13 protein-coding genes are annotated in these 14,898 nt (G+C 60.6%); 4 read left to right on the forward strand and 9 right to left on the reverse strand.

Annotation, left to right across the window (positions count from 1 at the left end; genetic code table 11):
• The first annotated feature begins 148 nt into the window (after positions 1-148).
• Positions 149-1,291, forward strand: coding sequence for an outer membrane protein assembly factor BamC (gene bamC, locus ACSQ8V_RS06340; RefSeq protein WP_436205231.1), 1,143 nt, complete (start codon positions 149-151; stop codon positions 1,289-1,291).
• Positions 1,292-1,301: 10 nt separating this feature from the next.
• Positions 1,302-2,075 (forward strand): MBL fold metallo-hydrolase, encoded by a 774-nt coding sequence (locus ACSQ8V_RS06345; RefSeq protein ID WP_436205232.1) that lies wholly within the window; start codon positions 1,302-1,304, stop codon positions 2,073-2,075.
• A 228-nt stretch (positions 2,076-2,303) separates the two neighbouring features.
• Here the strand turns inward: ACSQ8V_RS06345 and ACSQ8V_RS06350 are convergent, their stop codons facing one another.
• Together ACSQ8V_RS06350 and ACSQ8V_RS06355 are read right to left on the reverse strand one after the other, a co-directional pair.
• A complete protein-coding gene (locus ACSQ8V_RS06350; protein ID WP_255631249.1) occupies positions 2,304-2,588 on the reverse strand; it encodes a hypothetical protein in 285 nt (94 codons plus the stop codon).
• Between the two features lie 228 nt (positions 2,589-2,816).
• A complete protein-coding gene (locus ACSQ8V_RS06355) occupies positions 2,817-4,049 on the reverse strand; it encodes a JmjC domain-containing protein (protein ID WP_436205233.1) in 1,233 nt (410 codons plus the stop codon).
• A gap of 33 nt (positions 4,050-4,082) precedes the next feature.
• On the opposite strand from ACSQ8V_RS06355, the gene ACSQ8V_RS06360 reads away from it, so the two are divergent.
• Entirely contained in the window at positions 4,083-4,622 is a 540-nt protein-coding gene (locus ACSQ8V_RS06360) for an FKBP-type peptidyl-prolyl cis-trans isomerase (protein ID WP_031363930.1), read from the forward strand.
• A 98-nt stretch (positions 4,623-4,720) separates the two neighbouring features.
• Here the strand turns inward: ACSQ8V_RS06360 and ACSQ8V_RS06365 are convergent, their stop codons facing one another.
• The 7 genes from ACSQ8V_RS06365 to ACSQ8V_RS06395 all read right to left on the reverse strand — a co-directional run bounded on the left by ACSQ8V_RS06365 (position 4,721) and on the right by ACSQ8V_RS06395 (position 13,549).
• The gene (locus ACSQ8V_RS06365) at positions 4,721-6,130 is read right to left on the reverse strand and encodes a hypothetical protein (protein WP_436205234.1); all 1,410 of its coding nucleotides are present in this window, start codon (positions 6,128-6,130) and stop codon (positions 4,721-4,723) included.
• Positions 6,117-8,834, reverse strand: a complete 2,718-nt coding sequence (gene mutS / locus ACSQ8V_RS06370) for a DNA mismatch repair protein MutS (protein ID WP_436206601.1) — start codon at positions 8,832-8,834, stop codon at positions 6,117-6,119. Before mutS ends, ACSQ8V_RS06365 begins: the two co-directional genes overlap by 14 nt.
• Before the next feature lie 306 nt (positions 8,835-9,140).
• A complete protein-coding gene (locus ACSQ8V_RS06375) occupies positions 9,141-9,443 on the reverse strand; it encodes a hypothetical protein (protein ID WP_436205235.1) in 303 nt (100 codons plus the stop codon).
• 76 nt (positions 9,444-9,519) lie between these two features.
• The gene (locus tag ACSQ8V_RS06380) at positions 9,520-10,287 is read right to left on the reverse strand and encodes a hypothetical protein (RefSeq protein WP_436205236.1); all 768 of its coding nucleotides are present in this window, start codon (positions 10,285-10,287) and stop codon (positions 9,520-9,522) included.
• 388 nt (positions 10,288-10,675) lie between these two features.
• Positions 10,676-11,044 carry a DUF883 family protein gene (locus ACSQ8V_RS06385; protein WP_089165653.1) on the reverse strand — a complete coding sequence of 123 codons (369 nt, stop codon included), beginning with the start codon at positions 11,042-11,044 and terminating at the stop codon, positions 10,676-10,678.
• Between the two features lie 148 nt (positions 11,045-11,192).
• On the reverse strand, positions 11,193-12,491 hold the full coding sequence (gene lplT, locus ACSQ8V_RS06390; RefSeq protein ID WP_213763252.1) for a lysophospholipid transporter LplT: 1,299 nt from the start codon (positions 12,489-12,491) through the stop codon (positions 11,193-11,195).
• A gap of 257 nt (positions 12,492-12,748) precedes the next feature.
• Positions 12,749-13,549, reverse strand: a complete 801-nt coding sequence (locus tag ACSQ8V_RS06395) for an inositol monophosphatase family protein (RefSeq protein ID WP_213763250.1) — start codon at positions 13,547-13,549, stop codon at positions 12,749-12,751.
• A 339-nt stretch (positions 13,550-13,888) separates the two neighbouring features.
• On the opposite strand from ACSQ8V_RS06395, the gene ACSQ8V_RS06400 reads away from it, so the two are divergent.
• A complete protein-coding gene (locus tag ACSQ8V_RS06400; RefSeq protein ID WP_436205237.1) occupies positions 13,889-14,704 on the forward strand; it encodes an RNA methyltransferase in 816 nt (271 codons plus the stop codon).
• Positions 14,705-14,898 lie beyond the last annotated feature (194 nt).

Genomic DNA, 14,898 nt, shown 5'->3' on the forward strand with positions numbered 1-14,898 from the left:
CGCATTTAAAACATGCGCCTCACTGCAATGCAGTGGTTTCGGCCTTATTACCGTTTGGCCAGCCAGCGAGTGTCATCAACCCGTCGTTCATCGACCCGTTCCCGGCTTAGCTTCCAGGCAACGCGCATTCAGCATCACGAAGGACCTCATGAAACGTTCCGCCTTATTCAATCACGCTCGCACCCTGAGCGTGCTGTCGCTTGGAATCGGCACGCTGATCTCGCTTGCCGGTTGTGACACGTTGAACGACTGGCTCGCGCCGGATCGGGTCAATTACAAGGGTGCTGAAACGGCGCCTACGCTGGCCGTGCCATCGGATCTCAGTACCGCGGACATTAGCCAGCGTTATGCCGCACCGCCCAAGCTGAATACGCTTGGCGGCGCCGCGCCGCGGGCGCTGACGCCTGCAGGCAATGCAACCGTGGGCGTGCCAACGCCGCAAGACCCGTTCGGCATGCACGTGGAGCGTGACGGCGATCGCCGCTGGCTAGTCGTCGATGGCCGTTCCCCCGACCAGCTCTGGCCGCAGTTGCAGGAGTTCTGGGAAGAGAACGGTTTCACGCTCAAGACCGATGCCGCCGCTACCGGCATCATGACGACCGACTGGGCCGAAAATCGCGCGAACATTCCGGACGACTGGTTCAGGAAGAGCATTGGCAAGCTGGTCGACTTTGCGTATTCATCGGGTACGCGCGATCAGTTCCGTACGCTGGTCGAGCGCGGTTCGAGCGGTTCCACCGACATCTCCATCAGCCACAGCGCGATGGAAGAAATGCTGACGGGCCAGGACAAGACCTCGTCGAAATGGGTCGAGCGGCCACGTAATCCGGCTCTCGAAGCCGCGTTCCTCGCGAAGCTGATGGAGAAGTTCGGCCTCACTGACGCACAGGCGAAGCAACTGTTGACCGATGCAACCCCGGCGACTGCAACGGCAAGCGTGGATCCGACCGGTGGTCCGTCCACGCTCGATCTCTCCGAGCCGTTCGACAGCGCCTGGTTGCGTGTGGGACTTGCACTCGACCGGACGAACTTCACCGTCGACAATCGGGACCGCGCGAAGGGCCTGTATTACGTGCGCTTCTCGGACTCCATGCAGGAGTTGAAGAAGGACGGATTGCTCGGCAAGTTCTTTGGCGGCGGCACACCCAAGCCTGCGCGCGAGTTCATGGTCAACGTGCGTCCGAAGGCCGATACGATTACGGAGATCGCGGTGGTCGACGCCAACGGGGCGGTGGATACATCCACTGACGCGCAACGGATTGTTGCGTTGTTGCACGCGCAGTTGAACTAGGTTTTCGCCGATGCGTTTTGCCAGTCTCGGCAGCGGCAGCGAAGGCAACGCGTTGCTGGTCGAGTCGGTCAGCGGTACGACTACTACGCGCGTGCTGCTGGATTGTGGTTTCTCCGCGAAGGAAGTCGAGCGGCGCCTGGCGCGGCTCGACGTGCGGGCAGACCAGATCGACGCCATTCTCATTACGCATGAGCACACGGATCACATTGGCGGTGCGCTGACGCTGGCGCGCAAATGGTCTATTCCGTTGCACATGAGTTGGGGCACCGCACGCGCAGTGGGTGCCGATGACGCGCCGGTAGATCTTCGGGTGCTCTGGGGCGACGAGAGCGTGGTGGTAGGGGACCTGGAAGTGCTCCCTTATACTGTGCCCCACGACGCGCGCGAGCCTCTCCAGTACGTGTTCTCGGACGGCACAAGCCGTTTGGGCGTCCTGACGGATGTCGGGGGCGCTACTGCCCACATCACGAATGTACTGAGCGGTTGCGATGCCTTGGTGCTCGAGTCGAATCACGATGTCGAGATGCTCGCGACAAGCCGCTATCCAGCGTCGCTCAAGGCGCGGATTGGCGGTATGCATGGACACCTCAACAACGACGCTGCAGCAGGGATTCTCGCAGCGCTCGATCGATCGAAGCTGCGCCATCTGGTGGCCGCTCACCTGAGTCAACAGAACAACTTGCCTGAGTTGGCCCAGGCGGCGCTGGCCGCCGTGCTGGGTGGCATTCCGGCCGATGTCGTGGTGGCTACGCAAGCCGATGGGTTCGACTGGCTGTCGTTATGACGCCACTTTGCGTTTCCCTATAGCGCGCTGCATAAACACTGCATAACGCCGCATAGTGGCATTCCGCGTATTCACGCCAAGAACCAGCAGACATAAAAAAACCGGCCCTCGGGCCGGTTTTTTCATAAGCCTCTCAGAATGACATCCTGCGAGGCTTATTGCGGAGGCTTCGTTTTCAGCTAGATGAAACAGCTAAAAGAGCGGAAAACTAGACCCCTGACTAGGTGCTTACTGGCTTGCGCCCGAAGCAGGAGCAGCTGCAGAAGCTGCGTCCGTTGCCGATGCAGCAGCGGCAGTTGCGTCGCTTGCAGCAGCCGTAGCGCTCGAAGCTGCGTCGCTAGCAGCAGCTGCAGAATCCGAAGCAGCTGCAGCAGGTGCCGAAGCAGCCGAGGTATCGCTAGCAGCAGCCGAGGTATCGCTAGCAGCGCCCGGAGCAGCCGTATCGCTAGACTTGTTGCATGCAGCAAGCGCAACAGCAGCCAACAGGGATGCTACGAGGAGAGATTTCTTCATGATCACGTCCTTTTATGGTTAAAGGTAAGCAACAGCGCAAAGTACCGGTAATGTGTGCTCCAACACCGACCCGGGCCGTTGTGGACTCACATTATGTATGTCTGTGAGACTTCCTACGGCTTGGGCGGAAATTATATGCACTTTCGTATCGACCGTCGATAAATCAGGGGACAATACGTTGTCTTTCTCATACATTTCAACCCGCGGAACAGCAAGACAGGCCAAACACTAGGCGTTTGCGTCGACTTGTATCCAGCCCGCACAATACCACTCGTGTAGTAGCACTGTCATTGACGAATCGCCTGAGAGTGTTACAAAGCGTTTCCCCTCCAAATACCGTTTGTCGGCGAGTTCAGGAAGCCATTTCTTGAGCTTTCCCGACAATAAATCCTGCTCGCCATTCATAAAATAAGCGTGCTTGTCATAAAGCAGCCCGGTCTTTTTATCGAGCTTCAAACCGGACTGTTTCGCGCGTTCGATAAACCGCGTCTCATTCAAAGGGCGCCGCGGCGGATCGAATACAACATTAGGCTTCGGTTCGCTCAGGTACGTTCCGAGAAACGAAGCGACGTCCTTCTCATTCCATTCAATGTTCGCAAGGATCGCGCCAACTCGTTCGATCATGAGCGGTGGCAGTAACGCCGGGTGGCTGACCGCCGGCTGCGAGGGGTCACGGTAGCGCTGTGCGCCAGCCTTGGCGCCTTTTGCGCCAGCGCTGCCGGCATCGTCCAGGCGCTCCGCGAGGTGATACAGGAACTGGCCTGACAATTCGCTTGCAGAAGGTGCCCGGAAGCCGATCGAAGCGGTCATGCACTCGCCTTCGGCCACACCGTCATGAGCGATGTGAGGCGGCAAATAAAGCATGTCGCCCGGTTCCAGCACCCATTCCTCGTCTGCTTCGAAGTGCTGTAAAACTTTCAACGGCAACCCCTCTTTTAGCGAGAGATCGCGCTGGGCGCCGAAGCGCCAGCGCCGTTTGCCGTGGATCTGCAACAGGAACACGTCGTAGGAATCGAAGTGCGCACCCACGCCGCCGCCGTCGGTGGCGTACGAAATCATGAGGTCATCGACGCGGGCGTCGGGGATGAAACGGAAGCGATCCAGCAGCGCGCGCGCACGGTCGTCGTGCAGGTTCACCCCTTGCACGAGTAACGTCCAGTCACGCTTTTTCACAGATGGCAATTCGTCGGGCGCAAAAGGCCCGTGCTCCATTGCCCAGGACTTGCGAAAATGCGTGATAAGGCGCGATTCTGCGTCTTCGCTATCGGCGAGTTCGAACAGTTCGTCGCGGGATAGCGGCGCTTGAATGTCAGGAATCGCCTGACGGATCAGGAGCGGTTTTTTCTGCCAGTACCGGCGCATGAATTGCGCTGGCGTGAGGTTGCCGAGCAGGGTTGAAGGTTCGTCGGGAAGCGGCACCGCGAAAGGACTTGAGGGAACGTTAGGGGACCGCGTTGGCATCGTATAATTGAGGCTTGTATCTTGGAGAATCCAATGAAAATCGCAAAAGACACCGTCGTATCAGTAGCCTATAAGCTCTCGGACGCTCATGGCAATCTGATCGAGGAAAGCGACGAGCCGATGGTCTATCTGCACGGCGGCTATGATGGCACGTTCCCCAAGATCGAGGAAGCACTCGACGGTCAGGAAGCCGGCTATCAAACGCAGTTGCAGCTCGAACCGCAGGATGCGTTCGGCGAGTACGATCCCGATCTCGTGAAGGTGGAGGCGCGTGGCCGCTTTCCGGAACCGCTCGAAGTCGGCATGCAGTTTGAGGGCACCCCGGAAGACGGCGAGGACGAACTCGATTCGCTGATCTACACGGTCACCGACGTGGCTGAAGATAAGGTCGTGCTCGACGGCAATCATCCGCTGGCGGGCATGGCGCTGCGCTTCGCGCTGAACGTGCAGGAAGTCCGGGAAGCCACCGAGGACGAGAAGGAACATCAGCACGCGCATGGCCTTGACGGTCTCGAAGTCCTCGACGAGGACGACGAAGAGCCGGGCAAGGACGCTGGCCCGACCTTGCATTGAGGCGTGTGTAGGGGGCGAGCCCAAGCGATGTGAAACAAGGCGCAGGCAGGTTGCTGCGCCTTTGTTTTATTTTTCGCGCGGTTGATCCGTGAACGGGCTTATTGGCCCGTGCCTGCGCCCGATGCGCCGCTCGTGGGACTCGCCGGTTCCGGCAGGATTGGCGGCAGGTTCGCGGGCGAGTTCAAGTTCAGCGTGGGCGGTACTGAAGACGCGGGCACGCCGGTGTCTGGTTGAAGTGCCGGCGCGGAATGTTGCATTTGCTGCGCCGGCTGCACTGGCTGCATCTGCTGGAAAAACGATGACGGCCCGGGGGTCTCGTTTTCAACGCCGGGGATCGAAGAAGGCGAGGAAGATGGCGAAGGTGCCGACGACGGTATTGGCGAAGACCCGGGCACGGTCGGCGCCGGTGCTTGCCCGGGCGCCACCGGCCGCACGATCACGTCGCGTACGCGCACTCGAAAGGGCGGCCGCCAGGCGAAGTCGGACTCCACCTCCAGCCATTGCGATTGCGGTTTCTTCAAGCCGATCGCGATGCGCGTCAGATTGGCGACCACCGTGCCTTTGTCGTTGCGCAGCGGCTGGTCGATGCGAAAACCCCTGGGTATCGGTGTATCCGACATGTGGATCACGATCACGGGTCCACGAAACAATTCGGCGGCTTTGACAAGGCTGCGCTTGAGTTCGAGAAAGCCATCGCGCGACGGTTCGCCGCGAGAAAAGTGCAGCCATGCGAAACGATCGCGACGCTCGTAACGCGCGAAGTCGGGGTCACCCTGCAGGATCACGACGACCGCACGCATGTCCGAACGCCGCGCGGTTTCAACGGCATGTTCCAGCCAGAACGCGTTGGCGACGGAACGGTCCTCGAATTCTCCGTTGCGCCCACCCGCGGTCAGATAGTGATTGTTTGGCGCGGGCGCGTTCAAACCAATGAACGCGATATCGCCGGTTTGCCATCGGACATTTTCGCGGAACGGCCGAAAGCGAGCGACATCGCTTTCGCGGATCACGTTCATAGGCGTCTGACCGAGCGAACTTGAGTCGCCGAAGAACAACTGGCGGATGAAATCCAGCCGCTCGACCGGATCGTAACTGCCTGCTTGCGCGAGACCGCAAGATGCCCAGTCGCTGCCACCGGGCAGCAGGACGACCGGTTTGCGGGAGCTATCGAAGATTTGCTGGCGCGTGTTGTAGAGCGAATCCCGGCACGGTTCCGTTTCGCCTTTGAGGTTGCCATCGTAGACGATGAACGACGTGTTTCGTTCTTGCCCGATGGCGTTGATCAGATGCTGGAGCGCAGTTTCGCCGGCGGGCTTGTCGAGTACATTCGAAGCAATCGCGAATGTCAGCGGCGTGACTGGCGCGAGTGGCGGCGCTTCAGCTTGGGCGCGCTGCGGTCTTCCGGCCAGCAGGAAGAGGGCGCATAAGCCAGTAACGATGACGCGGGTGCGCACCATGCGTCGCGCGCCCGGCCAGCCGGTGGCAAAGTCCGCTTTAACGCGACGCATCCGGAGCGTTCGACGCCAGCTCATGTAGTTCGTAGAGCAGATCGAGTGCGTCGCGTGGTCGCAATTCGTTCGGATCGATTGCGCGCAGCCGGTCGAGCGCGGGGTGCGGTGGCGCTTCGACCGGTTCGTCACGTTCGTAGGCGTCGGCTATTTCCACAACAGGTGCCGCGAACAGATCGAATTGCGGCGACGGCTGGCCGATCGACTGCTGCTCCAGATGCGCCAGGTGTTTCCTCGCGGCCTTGATGACGGCTGGCGGCACGCCCGCCAGTTGCGCCACCTGCAAGCCGTAGCTCTGGTTCGCCGGACCTTCGCTTACCGAGTGCAGGAACACGATACCGTGGTCATGTTCGACCGCCGACAAATGCACGTTTGCTGCCTGAGCAAACTCAGCCGGCAACTGCGTCAGTTCGAAATAATGCGTCGCGAACAACGTATGGCAGCCGTTATGCGACAGCAGATGCCGTGCGATGGCCCATGCGAGCGCGAGGCCGTCGAACGTGGACGTGCCGCGGCCGATTTCGTCCATCAGTACAAGACTCGACGGCGTGGCGTCATTCAGAATGGCCGCCGCTTCCGTCATCTCGACCATGAAGGTGGAACGGCCGCCGGCGAGGTCGTCGGCGGCGCCGATGCGCGTAAAGATCCGGTCGACTGGTCCAAAGCATGCGCGTTTCGCGGGCACATAGCTGCCCACGAAAGCCAGTAGCGCGATCAATGCGGTCTGTCGCATGAACGTCGACTTACCGCCCATGTTCGGTCCGGTGATCAGCAGCAGCTTGCGCTCGGTATTCAAGCAACAATCGTTTGCGATGAACTGCTCGACCTGCGCTTCCACCACCGGGTGCCGTCCTTGCTCGATATCGATACCTGCATCGGCCGCGAATGCCGGGGCGATCCAGTCGAGCGCGAGCGCCCGTTCCGCGAACGCACCAAGCAGGTCGAGTTCAGCGAGCGCCGCCGCCACGCGCTGGCAGTCGCCAATGTGCGGCAACAGTGTTTGCAGCAGCGCGTCGTAGAGCAAACGCTCGCGGGCCAATGCCCGGTCCTGTGCGGACAGCGCCTTGTCTTCGAAGGTTTTCAACTCCGGCGTGATGTAACGCTCGGCGTTCTTCAGTGTCTGGCGACGGCGGTAGTCATCGGGAACCTTGTCCGTCTGACCGCGCGTGACTTCGATATAAAAGCCATGCACCTTGTTGTACTCGACCCGCAGGTTCGCGATGCCCGTTCGCGTGCGTTCACGGGTCTCCAGGTCGATCAGGAACTGGTCGCAGTTCTCGGAGATATCGCGGAGCTCGTCAAGGTCGGCGTCGTAACCGCGCGCGATCACCCCACCGTCGCGGATCAGCGCCGCGGGTTCCGGCGCGATTGCGCGGCTCAGCAGCGCGAGGCATTCGGGCGGTGGCTCGAGTGATATGTCGATACGTTCAAGCGATGCCGCATTCATCTTCACGGCGGCAAGCCGTTCGCGCAGTTGGGGGAGTGCCGCAAAGGTATCGCGCAGGCTGGAGAGATCGCGCGGTCGGGCCGACAGCAGCGCCAGCCGTCCCGTAATCCGTTCGATGTCCGAAATCTGCCGCAAAGCTGCGCGCAAACCATCCAGGCTCGCGGTTGCAGGCGCGTCGAGCAATGCGCCAATTGCACGCTGCCGGCTTTGCGCGATAGTGAAGTCGCGAGGCGGATGATGTAGCCAGTGCCGCAGCAGACGGCTGCCCATGGTCGTGCAGCATGTGTCCAGCAGCGAGCACAACGTGGGCGATTCCGTTCCGCGCAAGGTCTCGGTCAGTTCGAGATTACGCCGCGTGGCCGGGTCGAGACCAATGTACTCCGACTCGTACTCCACCTTCAGGCTGCGCACGTGCCGCAACTGCTGGCCCTGGGTGGCGGCTGCGTACAGCAGCAGCGCGCCGGCGGCGCCGCACGCGCAGGTTAGCGAGTGCGCACCGAAGCCGTCGAGGCTGGCGACATCGAGTTGCTCACGCAGACGTTGCGTGCCCGATTCAATATCGAAATGCCACGCGGGTGCCCGTGTTGTCGCCCCTGCGTTTGGTACTTCGAACGGCGCGTTGGTCGTAGAAAACGAGTCAGCCACCAGCGTTTCCGCTGGGCGAATGCGCTCGAGCGCCGCGCTCAGTTGATCGGGCGCGACTTCGGCGAGGCGCAATGCGCCGCTCGCCAGGTTCAGCCACGCCAGGCCGACGCTCGTGAGCACGCCGCGGCGGTTATGCGCCGGGCAGAGCGCTAACAGGAAGACGTCGTTTTTGTCCGAGAGAAGCGCGGCATCAGTCAGCGTTCCGGGCGTGACTACGCGCACGACCTTGCGCTCGACCGGTCCCTTCGATGTCGCCGGGTCGCCGATCTGCTCGCAAATAGCGACGGATTCGCCAAGCTTCACGAGCTTCGCCAGATATTGCTCGCACGAATGATGGGGGATGCCGGCCATCTTGATCGGGTTTCCGCCGGACGCCCCGCGCTGTGTCAGCGTGAGGTCGAGCAGGCGCGAAGCTTTGACGGCGTCGTCGAAGAATAGCTCGTAGAAGTCGCCCATCCGGTAAAACACGAGCGTGCCGGGATGCTCCCCTTTGATGCGCAGATATTGCTGCATCATGGGAGTGTGGTGCGACAGATCGACCGCGGCGCCGGGTTCCTGCGCGGCGGGGCCCAAGTCTTGAGCGGTAGACGAAACGGAGATATGCGTACCCATCTTGCGTGCGTGAATGTGCGAAAGTCCTAAGGGCACGAGTGTACCGCGTTGGCTGGTCGCGGGAATGTCAGCCGACTGGCTAACACGGCATGGAACGTTATTTCCCTGAGCGTGGCCAGTACGGTTGACCATCACAAAACGGCGCCTGGACAAGAAAAAGCGCTGGAAATGCCGGCGGTTTTACTCCTTCGGGAATCTCAAGCAAGACGAATCGCGGTCACCCCGTTGGGAATCAGACCAGCAGGGCGGGTTCTGCAACGGCGTCGAGCGGGGAGAACCGTCGAAAGGGTGGTTGCATGCCAAGGGTCACATTACCCTCTGTACTATCGCCTCGGCGCTAGCCGTTGCAGCCGTGGCGAGCGCGAGGCTTACCTCGGAATGGATCAGATAGTCGGCTTTCACGCGGGCATCGATCAGCGGACGGAGCTTTTTGCTGAGCGCTTGGGAGACAAAGTAATTGTCGTTTTGTTTGCTGCATGTCGGATTTGACAACTGAGCGATCAACTGCTGATGGCGTCCCCGCGCGGCGCCCACCGATCCTGGCGCGGAAAGCGCATTGTGAAACGCATTGGCAGCATGAAATGCGCCGTAGTACGCGCGACTGCACACCGCGCGATACTGCGGCTCCCCAAGGCCTGCCTCAGCAACTCAGCAGCGCAGTCAACCAGCTCTCGGGGCGTGGAACTCAAGATGCCACCGCTTCGAAGACGACGTCGAATGCAACGTTCTTGTCGATGCCGGCTTTATCTTCTGCTCTCGCCAATTCCACGTTCATGTCGAACGCTTTTCCGGCCCCCACGGGTACCGCGAGAGAATAAGTGACGCCGCTAAAAAAATCGTCCGCCGAGGTTACGAGCACTGACACGTTCGGCCGGATTTGGTGACGTCGAAGGACCACGCCTGCCACGTCGAGCTGCCGTCCAATCTGTTGATCCGAAACTCCGGCATGACGAAGGATGGCGTCGGCCTTCATAACTTCCTGGACTTGATTCTCACCCCATTTGATGCGCATTTCTCTAGCCCTCTCAATGAACGAAGCTGCTTGCCCAATCGCGCCGGTTTTATAGCCGTCCTCGAGCAGCAGTGTGAAGTAACCCGTTTTCGGATGTCCTATGGCCGTGTAAAGGCTCTGGGCGGCAGAAAACAGGCCGAGGTTCAAGCGAGTGATCATCCAGTTTTCACGGTTCGAACCGGAGTTTCCCAGTCGAACGCTGTTCGCAAATGCGATTTCAGTTCCTGCCGTGTCTCCAGCGAGACCCTTCCATGCGCCGGCTGCTTCCCAAGCAGCGCACGCGTCTACCTTCATTAGTGAATCAATCTCGTTCTTGATCTCCCGCCATTCGCGCACGAAAGGCGTCAACTGCGATGAGTTGAAGTAGTGCGAAGTTGTTGACTGGAGAGCGTTGATCCGGTCGAAAATTTGCGCTGTCTTTGGTTGAGCTATCGCTTTCATTAGTCCTACTGTGCTGACGTCAGGAGCGTACGCTGGTTGGGGATTCTTCGCCTGTCAAACTGAGACGTGTGAAGAAATAAATTTTTTGCTTATCCGTGCAAGTTGTTCTTGACAGCTTCTATGGGCGGTAGGACCAGGTATTGGGCGTATTAAAAGTGCTGCGGACGTGTGGTCGTTCGATCGCGGAAGTGCCAAGACATAAGGCTAGCGCGTTGGCCCGGCGTGGTAACCCTGACTGGATGGCTAACGCGGAAACAGGCGCGATTTCCACTTGTGCGTGCAGACCGCAGACCAGACGTTAGGGGGCGGTTAAAAAGCACGCGTCCAAAAGCAAAAACGCCGGCATGCCGGCGTTTTTGCTTTACCTCGGAATCCAACGCAAGGCCGATCAGGATCTTCCCGCCAGAAACCCGACCAGCAGCGCAAGTCCTGCCACCGCGCCCAGCGTATGCCACGGCTTGTCGTGGACGAATTCATCGGCGTAACCGGCGGCGTCGTTCAGCCGTCCGGCAATGGCGGAAGACGAACCGTCGAACTGGGCGCGCGCCGTCTTCAGCTTGGCTTGCAAGTCTTTGCGCAGCTTGTCCACGTCGATGTCTTTCGCATCGCGGATCGAGCTGTCGAGGTCGTCGAGCAGGCCGCGCAACTGCGTGCTGGCGGTATCGACCGCGTCGCTTGCGCCCTGAACTGCGCGATGGCCCACTTTGGCCGCGCCATTGATGTTGCTATCGAGTGTGGAACGTGTGAACAGACCCATTTGCAGCTCCTTTGACGTGTCGTTTGTTTGTTTCAGACCGCGCTCCTCGCGTTTCAATCCACACACTCCGCGAAGAGCGCGGCTTTCTTGCCGGCCGAACAAAGGATGCAGCAGATTCCATTCCCGCACCCTGATCCGCGTCACTCCATCACTCTTCAACCAACGCACCCAGATCCACGGTCCGCTCATTGCGGGCATGGCGCCGCATGGCAAGCCACATCATCACGCAGATAAACACGCCAAACACCACGATAATCCATTCCACCGGCAGGTTGGTCGTCAGCAAAAGCGCGTACGCGCCGAGCATCGACAAAACGGCGAGGTTCTGGTTGAAATTCTGAACCGCGATGGATGCCCCGGCGGACAGCAGCGTCGCACCGCGATGCTGCAGGATGGCGTTCATCGGCACGATGAAAAAGCCTGACAGCGCGCCCAGCAGAATCATCAGCGGATACGCGCCCAGGATAAAAAGTGGCACGAACAGCGGGCCGATATGCACGCCGGAACCCGCCGGAAACAGGTCCTTGTTATAGAACGCCATGCCGACCGCAACGGCACCCGTCACCACGCCGATCGGCAGGACCTTGAGCGAACTGCGCAACGGCACCCACGCGGCGGCCGCACTCGCGCCCATCGCAATACCGAGCCCCGTCACGCCCTGCAGCACAGCCGCTTTCGATAACGACAAACCCAGGTTCGCCGCCGCCCATTTGAGCACCAACAGTTGCAGCGTGACCGCCGCACCCCACAGCAAGGTGGTGACCCACAACGCGATCTGCGCCAGCTTGTCGCCCCATAACACCTTGAATGCATGGGTGAAATCGCCGACGAGCTTTGACGGTTCCTTCAGCCGGTTGGGGTATCGCGCGCCGGTATCCGGAATGCCGATATTGATTAGCGCGGCCGCTGCATACACAACCATGACGGCGAACATGGCGGCGTCGGCGGCCGAGCGGATCAGTATCAGATGTGCGCCGCTCACAAAGTGCTGAACGTACTGGCTGACCAGCGCACCGCCGATCACAGTGCCGAGAATCGTCGATCCGACTGTTGCCGATTCAAGCCACGCGTTGGCCGGGATGAGCTTTTCGGGCGGCAGAAGCTCGGTGAGGATGCCGTACTTCGCCGGGGAATACGCTGCGGCGCCGAGACCGACCACCCCATAAGCGATCATGGGATGCACGCCGAGGATCATCAGCGCGCAGCCACCGGCCTTCAACGCGTTGGAGACGAACATGACGTAGCGTTTCTGGATGGAATCGGCGAATGCACCCACGAACGGCGCGAGCAGCACGTACGACACCGTGAAGAAAATCTGCAAGAGCGGTGTGACCCACGATGCGGAATGCATCACCGACAGCATCGCTATGGCGGCGATCAGCAGCGCGTTGTCGGCGAGCGACGAAACGAACTGCGCGGCAATGATCGTATAGAAGCCTTTTTTCATTAGATGGAGAGCAACGGCGGCAGAAAGGATGAGGAATGCCGCGGACGGCTAGCAGGACACTTTAGCGGAGCCGGCGACGACGCGCAGAATTGCGCGGGGAACGTCAGGCTTTCGGGCGCTGGCAGCGTGCTTCGGCAGGGGTGCGAAAGCCGACTGGAAGCCGCTGCGATGCCCCTCACGGAGCTTGGCTCGGAGGACTGCGCGCTCAAACAAAAAAGGCGGCCGCAGCCGCCTTTCTTCAACCCGCTTTTCCCTCGTTACGCGCTCTGGCGCGTGGTGGTGAAGGGATCGAGGATCTTGATCATCTGCGCGTAGACCTTCGGATTGCCCGCGACGATCTCGCTCTTGTGCAGGAAATCCGATTCGCCGGTGTAGTTACCCACCAGCCCGCCCGCTTCGGTGATCAGCAAGCTGCCCGCCGCCACGTCCCATGCGTGGATGCCTTGCTCGAAGAACGCATCGAGCCGGCCTGCGGCCACATTTGCCAGATCCAGCGCGGCCGCGCCGGGGCGGCGCAAGCCGGCACAGGCTTCAGTCATCTGCGAGAAAAGTTTCGCATACGCGTCAAGCCCCGCGCCGTCACGGAACGGGAAACCCGTGCCGACGAGCGCATCGCCGAGGCGATCCAGTTTTGCCACGCGAATGCGCCGCTCGTTCAGATAAGCGCCGCTGCCGCGCGACGCGGTGAACAGGTCGTTGCGGGTCGGGTCGTACACGACCGCTTGGGTGATGATGCCCTTGTGGGCGAGCGCGATGGAGACGCAGTAATACTGGAAACCGTGGATGAAGTTGGTCGTGCCGTCGAGCGGATCGATGATCCACTGGAACTCCGAGTCCTTGTCCTGCACGCCCGATTCCTCAGCGAGGATGGAGTGCTTTGGATAGGCGGTGGTCAGCGTTTCGATAATCGCTGCCTCGGAGGCCTTGTCGACTTCCGTCACGAAGTCGTTATGCTGTTTTTTGCTGACCTGGATGCGGTCCAGGTCCAGCGACGCGCGATTGATGATCTGTCCGGCGCGGCGAGCGGCCTTGACAGCAATATTGAGCATCGGATGCATGAAAATAGTCCTTTGGCCGGCGGCTGCGCTTCACGCACGCGCTTGAAGCCGCACACGAAGTCTCAACCCCGAACGGAAAACGGCCCAAACCAGCGGGCAAAAACGACGTATGTCGACGGCAACGAATTGAAGAAGAGCGGGGCGCGTGCCTTCTTTGAACCTGCAATAGCGCCTGATTACAGCGACTTGCAACAGCGGACACGCGCGAACGGCGTATTTTACCCGAGTCGGCCGCCGGCGCGTCATGCCTCGCGCAGCTTATGTCGCCGGACAGGTCGCCGGATGGGCCGCGCGGCGATACCATGACGTCTCTTTCAACCTTCCGGCAAGCGTTTCCCCTTGGACCTGAACCCCTCATCAAACTCCCCGGATCGCCCGGACGACGCTTTTGCGTCGACCCGCTTCGTGCTGGTCGAACCGAGCCATCCCGGCAATGTCGGCGCGGCTGCGCGCGCGCTCAAGACGATGGGATTTTCCCGGCTGGTCGTCGTCGCGCCGAAAATCGCGTTCGTCACGCGCGAGCCGGAAGCGATTGCGATGGCGAGCGGCGCCGACGACGTGCTCGCGTCGGCGCAAGTTGTCGAAACACTCGCCGATGCCCTGACTGGCGTGCATTGGTCGATCGCGTTGACGGCGCGTTCGCGGGAATATGGGCCGCCGCAGATGGCGCCGCGCGCCGCAGCAGAGAAAGCCTGCGAGTTCGTGGGTCGGGGGCACGTCGGAAATTCGGGCACCATCGCGCTCGTGTTCGGTAATGAGCGCGTGGGCTTGTCGAATGCCGACGTGGAGCGCTGCAGCGCGCTCGCGCACATTCCGGCGAATTCCGCCTATAGCTCGCTGAATCTGGCGCAGGCGATTCAGGTTCTGGCCTACGAGCTGCGGCTGGCGCTGCTCGGTCGCGGGGACGCAATGCCAGCCATTCCCGCGACGGCGAGCCCGACAACGTCCGTCCCAAGCGCGTCCAGCGACGAGATAGAAGGCATGTACATGCATTTGGAACAGGCGTTGGTCGAGCTCGATTTCCTCGATCCGGCCAACCCGAAGAAACTGATGTCGCGGTTGCGACGGCTTTTTTCGCGCTCGGGACTGGAGCACGAGGAGGTGAACATTCTTCGGGGTATCGCCAAGCATATTCTTCTAAAGATCAAGCGATAGGAAGGATTTTATCCCGCACGGCAATGGCGAAGACGCGTCGCGCGTTGTCCGCGTTTCGCCGCTCGCGCATCTTGTGATCAACGCGAGCCCCCAACGCCTGACCGCTTTGCCAGCGGGGGCATCGCAGCGGAATTCCACGGCTCGTCCTACAATCTGCGGAAATTGAACTATCGATTCCCGAATCCGTGCTGAGC

The sequence above is a fragment of the Caballeronia sp. LjRoot31 genome (assembly GCF_964253885.1).
In the GTDB taxonomy this organism is placed as follows: Bacteria; Pseudomonadota; Gammaproteobacteria; order Burkholderiales; family Burkholderiaceae; genus Caballeronia.

What these genes read in the sequence shown, in the direction of transcription:
- mutS (WP_436206601.1), bottom strand. Translation starts at nt 8,834, where the DNA reads ATGGGTACGCATATCTCCGTTTCGTCTACCGCTCAAGACTTGGGCCCC.
- ACSQ8V_RS06360 (WP_031363930.1), top strand. Translation starts at nt 4,083, where the DNA reads ATGAAAATCGCAAAAGACACCGTCGTATCAGTAGCCTATAAGCTCTCG.
- ACSQ8V_RS06380 (WP_436205236.1), bottom strand. Translation starts at nt 10,287, where the DNA reads ATGAAAGCGATAGCTCAACCAAAGACAGCGCAAATTTTCGACCGGATC.
- ACSQ8V_RS06395 (WP_213763250.1), bottom strand. Translation starts at nt 13,549, where the DNA reads ATGCATCCGATGCTCAATATTGCTGTCAAGGCCGCTCGCCGCGCCGGA.
- ACSQ8V_RS06345 (WP_436205232.1), top strand. Translation starts at nt 1,302, where the DNA reads ATGCGTTTTGCCAGTCTCGGCAGCGGCAGCGAAGGCAACGCGTTGCTG.
- ACSQ8V_RS06365 (WP_436205234.1), bottom strand. Translation starts at nt 6,130, where the DNA reads ATGCGTCGCGTTAAAGCGGACTTTGCCACCGGCTGGCCGGGCGCGCGA.
- ACSQ8V_RS06350 (WP_255631249.1), bottom strand. Translation starts at nt 2,588, where the DNA reads ATGAAGAAATCTCTCCTCGTAGCATCCCTGTTGGCTGCTGTTGCGCTT.
- ACSQ8V_RS06355 (WP_436205233.1), bottom strand. Translation starts at nt 4,049, where the DNA reads ATGCCAACGCGGTCCCCTAACGTTCCCTCAAGTCCTTTCGCGGTGCCG.
- ACSQ8V_RS06385 (WP_089165653.1), bottom strand. Translation starts at nt 11,044, where the DNA reads ATGGGTCTGTTCACACGTTCCACACTCGATAGCAACATCAATGGCGCG.
- bamC (WP_436205231.1), top strand. Translation starts at nt 149, where the DNA reads ATGAAACGTTCCGCCTTATTCAATCACGCTCGCACCCTGAGCGTGCTG.
- lplT (WP_213763252.1), bottom strand. Translation starts at nt 12,491, where the DNA reads ATGAAAAAAGGCTTCTATACGATCATTGCCGCGCAGTTCGTTTCGTCG.